This window comes from Pantoea sp. CTOTU49201 (genome assembly GCF_032054795.1).
Classification (GTDB): Bacteria; Pseudomonadota; Gammaproteobacteria; order Enterobacterales; family Enterobacteriaceae; genus Pantoea; species Pantoea symbiotica.
Map to the genome: position 1 here is coordinate 1 of NZ_DAMBSA010000071.1, position 5,547 is coordinate 5,547.

At 54.4% G+C, this 5,547-nt stretch carries 7 protein-coding genes; 5 read left to right on the top strand and 2 right to left on the bottom strand.

Annotated features, from left to right (window positions below; translation table 11 throughout):
• A partial coding sequence (locus RTY00_RS07455; protein WP_312663977.1) for a DUF533 domain-containing protein occupies window positions 1-297 on the top strand: 297 nt, incomplete at its 5' end.
• A gap of 139 nt (window positions 298-436) precedes the next feature.
• Window positions 437-2,500 carry a prolyl oligopeptidase family serine peptidase gene (locus RTY00_RS07460; RefSeq protein WP_312663978.1) on the top strand — a complete coding sequence of 688 codons (2,064 nt, stop codon included), beginning with the start codon at window positions 437-439 and terminating at the stop codon, window positions 2,498-2,500.
• On the opposite strand, the gene exoX is transcribed toward RTY00_RS07460, so the two are convergent.
• Together exoX and RTY00_RS07470 are read right to left on the bottom strand one after the other, a co-directional pair.
• On the bottom strand, window positions 2,494-3,162 hold the full coding sequence (exoX, locus tag RTY00_RS07465; RefSeq protein ID WP_312663979.1) for an exodeoxyribonuclease X: 669 nt from the start codon (window positions 3,160-3,162) through the stop codon (window positions 2,494-2,496). The two genes, RTY00_RS07460 and exoX, sit on opposite strands and share 7 nt — an antisense overlap.
• 3 nt (window positions 3,163-3,165) lie before the next feature.
• A complete protein-coding gene (locus RTY00_RS07470; protein ID WP_008110458.1) occupies window positions 3,166-3,396 on the bottom strand; it encodes a DNA polymerase III subunit theta in 231 nt (76 codons plus the stop codon).
• A gap of 153 nt (window positions 3,397-3,549) precedes the next feature.
• Between RTY00_RS07470 and copC the strand changes: the two genes are divergently transcribed.
• From copC to RTY00_RS07485, 3 genes are read left to right on the top strand one after another with little or no spacing between them, the layout of a single operon-like run.
• The gene (gene copC / locus RTY00_RS07475; RefSeq protein ID WP_312663980.1) at window positions 3,550-3,927 is read left to right on the top strand and encodes a copper homeostasis periplasmic binding protein CopC; all 378 of its coding nucleotides are present in this window, start codon (window positions 3,550-3,552) and stop codon (window positions 3,925-3,927) included.
• Window positions 3,928-3,930: 3 nt separating this feature from the next.
• On the top strand, window positions 3,931-4,812 hold the full coding sequence (gene copD / locus RTY00_RS07480; protein ID WP_312663981.1) for a copper homeostasis membrane protein CopD: 882 nt from the start codon (window positions 3,931-3,933) through the stop codon (window positions 4,810-4,812).
• A 33-nt stretch (window positions 4,813-4,845) separates the two neighbouring features.
• Window positions 4,846-5,193 (top strand): YebY family protein, encoded by a 348-nt coding sequence (locus RTY00_RS07485; protein ID WP_312663988.1) that lies wholly within the window; start codon window positions 4,846-4,848, stop codon window positions 5,191-5,193.
• The last annotated feature ends 354 nt before the right edge of the window (window positions 5,194-5,547 follow it).

Below are 5,547 nucleotides of genomic sequence, written 5' to 3' on the forward strand. Positions count from 1 at the left end.
ATTGACGATCGGGAACGCGCCGCAATTGAGCAAAACATTCAGCAGGCGGGCTACGGCGCGCAAGCCGAAGCGTTGATTCAGCAGGCAATGAATCGCCCGCTTGATCCCAACTGGCTGGCCGCTGACGTTAAAAACGAAGAAGAGGCGCTGGAGCTCTATTTCCTCAGCTGTGCCGCCATTGATGTTGACCACTTTATGGAGCGCAGTTATCTCTCCGCGCTCGGCGATGCGCTGAAAATTCCCCAGGATGTGCGCGACGGTATTCAACGCGACATCGACGCGGAAAAAGCCGCGTAATCCACTACGAAGGTTGCATCCGCAGCCTTCGCTTTCCCTGTCTGGCTTGCCCTGTGCAAAGTGATGCTGCGTGCAGCTTGGCATCACGCGCGATTAGTGCCACGCTTGCTGAATGTTGTCCTTCAGGGAGAAGAGCCTAATGAATCAACCACACGCGAAAAAAATTCCCCATACCATGAATCTGCACGGTGAAACGCGTATCGATAATTATCACTGGTTGCGTGATGATGACCGCGAAAAGCCAGAAGTGCTGGCCCATCTGCATGCCGAAAATGATTATGGCCGCGCCATGATGGCGTCGCAGAATCCGCTGCAGGAACGGGTTCTGAAAGAGATCGTCGACCGTATTCCGCCGCAGGATCACTCGGTGCCTTATGTGAAAAACGGTTATCGCTATCAAAGCCGTTATGAAGTGGGCAACGAGTATCCTGCTTATTTCCGCCAGCCGCTAGACGCACCGGCTGAGGAGCCGTGGCAGCTGCTGCTCGATGGTAACCAACGTGCCGCACACAGTGATTTTTACACCATGGGCGCGCTGGCGATTACGCCAGACAATCAGGTAATGGCCTTAGCGGAAGATTTCCTGTCGCGCCGTCAATACGGTATTCGCTTCCGTAATTTGCGGAGCGGCAGCTGGTATCCGGAAGTGCTGACTAATGCGTCATCCAGCGTGGCCTGGGCCAATGATTCCCGCACGCTCTACTACGTGCGTAAGCATCCGAAAACGCTGCTGGCGTATCAGGTGTGGCGCCATGAGTTGGGGCATCCGCAATCTGACGATCAGCTGGTGTATGAAGAGAAGGATGATTCCTTCCACCTGAGCGTGCACAAAACCACCTCCGAGCACTTCATTCTGATTGCGCTATACAGCACCAACACCAGCGAGATTCTGCTGATCGACGCCGAGTATCCGGATGCACAGCCGCAAACGTTTTGCCCGCGTCGCCGTGACCACGAATACAGCATCGATCACTACAATCATCAGTTCTACATTCGCTCAAATCGCGACGGTAAAAACTTCGGACTTTATCGCAGCGCGTGGCTGGCGGAAGCGCGCTGGCAATCGCTGATCCCTGCGCGAGACAACGTGGTGCTGGAGGATTTCCAGTTGTTCCGCCATTGGCTGGTGGTGGAAGAGCGTCAGCACGGCGTAAACACCTTGCGGCAGATTAATTGGGAGAGCGGCGAAAGCTTCGGCATCGCCTTTGACGATCCGGCCTATGTTACCTGGCTTGCCTACAATCCTTCGCCGGAAAGCGACACTTTGCGCTACGGCTACTCTTCCATGACCACGCCTACCACCTTGTTTGAACTGAACATGGAAACCGGCGATCGTCGCGTGCTGAAGCAGACGCCGGTGCCGGGCTTTAAATCTGAGGATTATAAAAGCGAGCATCTATGGATTACGGTGCGCGATGGGACGGAAGTACCGGTTTCGCTGGTCTATCACCGCAAGCATTTCCAGCGCGGCAATAATCCGTTGCTGGTTTATGGTTACGGCGCTTACGGCAGCAGCATGGATGCCAGCTTTGGCACCAGCCGCATCAGCTTGCTCGAGCGCGGCTTCGTCTACGCCATTATTCATGTGCGCGGCGGCGGCGAACTCGGCCAGCAATGGTATGACGGTGGCCGCCTGAAGAATAAAATCAACAGCTTCACTGATTTTATTGATGTCACTGAAGCGCTGGTGGCGAAAGGGTATGGCAATCGTCAGCAGCTCTACGCGATGGGCGGCAGCGCCGGAGGATTACTGATGGGCGGCGTGGTGAACATGGCACCAGATCTGTTCCACGGCGTGGTGGCGCAGGTACCATTTGTGGATGTGGTCACTACCATGCTCGATCCAACGATTCCGCTGACCACCGGCGAATACGATGAGTGGGGCAATCCTGAACAGGCGGAGTTCTATCACCTCATCCGCCAATACAGCCCGTATGACAACATCGAGGCCAAAGCCTATCCGCATTTACTGGTTACCACCGGCCTGCACGATTCACAGGTGCAGTATTGGGAACCGGCCAAATGGGTAGCAAAATTGCGCGAGCTGAAAACCAACGATTCGCTGCTGTTACTCTGCACTGAGATGGATTCTGGCCACGGTGGCAAATCGGGTCGTTTCAAAGCGTATGAAGGTGTGGCGCAGGAGTTCACTTTCCTGATCGGCCTGGCCCAGGGCAGCTTGCCAGACCGCGTCGATTACTGATCGCTCTTCACGTACTTACGCAGCGCCTGCCGTAAAGGTGGGCGCAAATCGCGCACATTTTCCAGCACCCAACGCAGATAGCCGGGATCTTTGCGCGCGATGCTGCCAATGCTCTGACCGCGATATTTGCCGAACGGGAACACATCGCCGCTCACCGGCGCGGGCTGGCATAAATTCGCCATCTGCTCGGCGTTCCAGCCTGAGGTTTCCATAATGCGGATCAGCAGCGCAGCGGTAACGTAGCAGTCATACAATGCGCGGTGCGCATGCAGTTCGGCCGGTGGCGAGACATCCAGCTTCAGGCTGTGACGCAGCGCCTGATTGCCGTATTTAATGCCAGGCCACAGCTGACGCGCCAGCGTCATGGTGCAGATCCATTCGCCCGGCATCGTAGGCAACATGCGACGGTCAAAACTGGCGTTGTGTGCCACATAATGCGGGCTGCCATGATAGCGGCCAATCGCTTCTTCAATGGTGGGTTTGCCCACCACCATCGCTTCAGTAATGCGATGTACCGCCATCGCCTGACGACTAATGGGGCGATCCGGGCAGATTAAGTCACTCATCGGATTTACGATCTGACCATCAATGACATCCACCGACGCCACTTCCACCACTCCGCCTTGCAAGCCGCAGGTTTCGGTATCAATAACACGTAACATAAATTACTTCTGCTTAGGTTCGTAGGGCAGGCGCGACAGGCTAAGCGAAGCCTGGCGATAGTTCATTAAGCGCTGACGAAACCAGTCACGCAGCGCTTCGGGTTGCTCGCGCTCCACCATTTCGGCAATCACCGGCATGTTGTAGCGCTCTTTAAATGCAACGCCCGCGGCCGCCAGATCGACATTAACTTTGTCTTTCTCTTCCTGCGAGAGCAGGGCAAGGTTTTGGCTCATGCTTTTCTCCTGATAAACAGGGGCAAAAGTAATGGTTTCGGACCCTGGGATCAAGGGGATTGGATCGCACCGCAAGTCTCGACACCTGCGGATCGGCGGCGTATCCTGCTGCCACGTTTACGGTGGTTTGTCGTATTTAAAAGGGAAGAAGTCATGAAGAAAACTGCGTTCAACTCGGTCGTCGCGCTACTTCTGGCGTCATCAACGCTGGCCTTCAGCCAGTTTGCCATGGCGCATGCTCACCTGAAAACACCGGTTCCAGCCGATAAAGCGGTGGTGGAAACGTCCCCGCAGAATTTAACGCTGACCTTTACCGAAGATGTTGAAGCGGCATTCAGTGGCGTGGATGTGCTTGATGCTCAACATCAGGCGGTGGCGGTCGGGAAAGCCAAACTCAACGATAAACAACATGATCAGTTGATTGTGCCGATCAGCCAGCCGCTGCCATCGGGCAATTATCAGGTTAACTGGCATGTGCTGTCCGTTGATGGGCATAAAACCAAAGGCAGCTACAGCTTCAGCGTGAAGTGATTGATGAGTTTGAGCACGTTGTGGATTGGCCTGCGAGCGCTGCATTTTTTGTCGGTGCTGCTGCTTGCAGGAAGTGCCTTCTATACAGCGCTGCTGGCGCCACGCCGCTATCGTCCGCTGCTATCACAACGTTTAGGTTTAATTTTACGTACTAGCGCGCTGCTGAGTTTGTTCAGCGCGGTGCTGATGCTGGCAACGCAAACCGGCTTAATGAGCGGCGACTGGCGAAATGTCAGTGACAGCGCAACCTGGCAAGCGGTGCTCAGCACGCGCTTCGGTCAGATTTGGCGCTGGGAAATCGCCTTCGCACTGCTAAGCACGTTAGCGCTGCTACTGCGTGGCACACTGCGGCAAAATCTGCTGCTGTGCAGCGGCCTGTTGCAGTTGATTGCTTTAGCCGGTGTTGGGCATGCCGCGATGCGCGATGGCTGGCCGGGATTATTGCAACAAGGTAATCACGCACTGCATTTAATTGCAGCTGCATTCTGGGCGGGCGGTTTACTGCCGCTGTTAGTGCTGATGCGTGAAGCGCGGCAGATTGCCTTTCGCACCGATGCGATCCGCTGCATGATGCGCTTCTCGCGTTACGGACATCTCGCGGTAGCGTTAGCGCTGTTGACGGGCACGATTAATAGCCTGCTGATTGCCGGTTCACCGCTAAATTGGCAAGCCACGCTGTGGAGCGAGCTGCTGGTGGTGAAAGTGCTGCTGGTCATGCTGATGATCGCTATCGCGTTAACCAATCGCTATCTGCTGGTGCCACGCTTTCGCCTGGCGGCCAGCAATACGTCACATCTGTTTATTCGCCTGACGCAGCTTGAGCTGCTGCTGGCCGTTATTGTTATTGGGTTGGTGAGCGTGTTTGCCACGCTGTCACCGGCCTGAATGTGTCATTAAAGAAGATGAAATGAGGTCGATATTTTGCTGAAGAAACTGATTCCAGCTTGCGTATTGATGGCGCTGTGCAGCCAGGCGATGGCGGCACAGATTATTACCGTCAGCCGTTTTGAGATTGGAAAAGACAAATGGCCCTTCACCCGCGAAGAGGTGATGTTGACCTGCGAGAAAGACGGCGCACTGTTTGCGATTAATCCGGGCACGCTACTGCAGTATCCGCTCAACGATAAAGCACTGGCGCGCAAAACTGCCGGGCAGGGCACGCTGCAATCAATCGACACCATCGTCGCCGTTGATAAAGCTCATCCCGGTCAGAAAATGCGCCTTCAGCCGATCATCGATCGCGCCCAGCAACTGTGCGATAAGTAATCCCCTAATTTTTCAGGCGTAGCGCACATTTCTGCCGCTACGCTTGTTTCCTCGTTCTGTCAGCACGATCACAGAGTTGTCACCTTTCCGTACCAAACCTGCAAATTGGCTGGAAAACCACCAATCCTGGTCTACCTTTAAATGGCAAGGCGTCCTCGCCTGCAAAAATGCCAACTTTTAGCGCACGGCTCTCAAAGAGCCATTTCCCTGGACCGAATATAGGAATCGTATTCGGTCTTTTTTTGCCTCTTTTTTACGTGGTAAATTTAAAAACAATGATTATTTATCGAAAATTAAATATTCTTTTCGCTTGCTAGTGGCGCAAATAAATGCGTTAATGCTTCGTCGGTCTGA

What these genes read in the sequence shown, in the direction of transcription:
- RTY00_RS07460 (WP_312663978.1), top strand. Translation starts at nt 437, where the DNA reads ATGAATCAACCACACGCGAAAAAAATTCCCCATACCATGAATCTGCAC.
- exoX (WP_312663979.1), bottom strand. Translation starts at nt 3,162, where the DNA reads ATGTTACGTGTTATTGATACCGAAACCTGCGGCTTGCAAGGCGGAGTG.
- RTY00_RS07470 (WP_008110458.1), bottom strand. Translation starts at nt 3,396, where the DNA reads ATGAGCCAAAACCTTGCCCTGCTCTCGCAGGAAGAGAAAGACAAAGTT.
- copC (WP_312663980.1), top strand. Translation starts at nt 3,550, where the DNA reads ATGAAGAAAACTGCGTTCAACTCGGTCGTCGCGCTACTTCTGGCGTCA.
- copD (WP_312663981.1), top strand. Translation starts at nt 3,931, where the DNA reads ATGAGTTTGAGCACGTTGTGGATTGGCCTGCGAGCGCTGCATTTTTTG.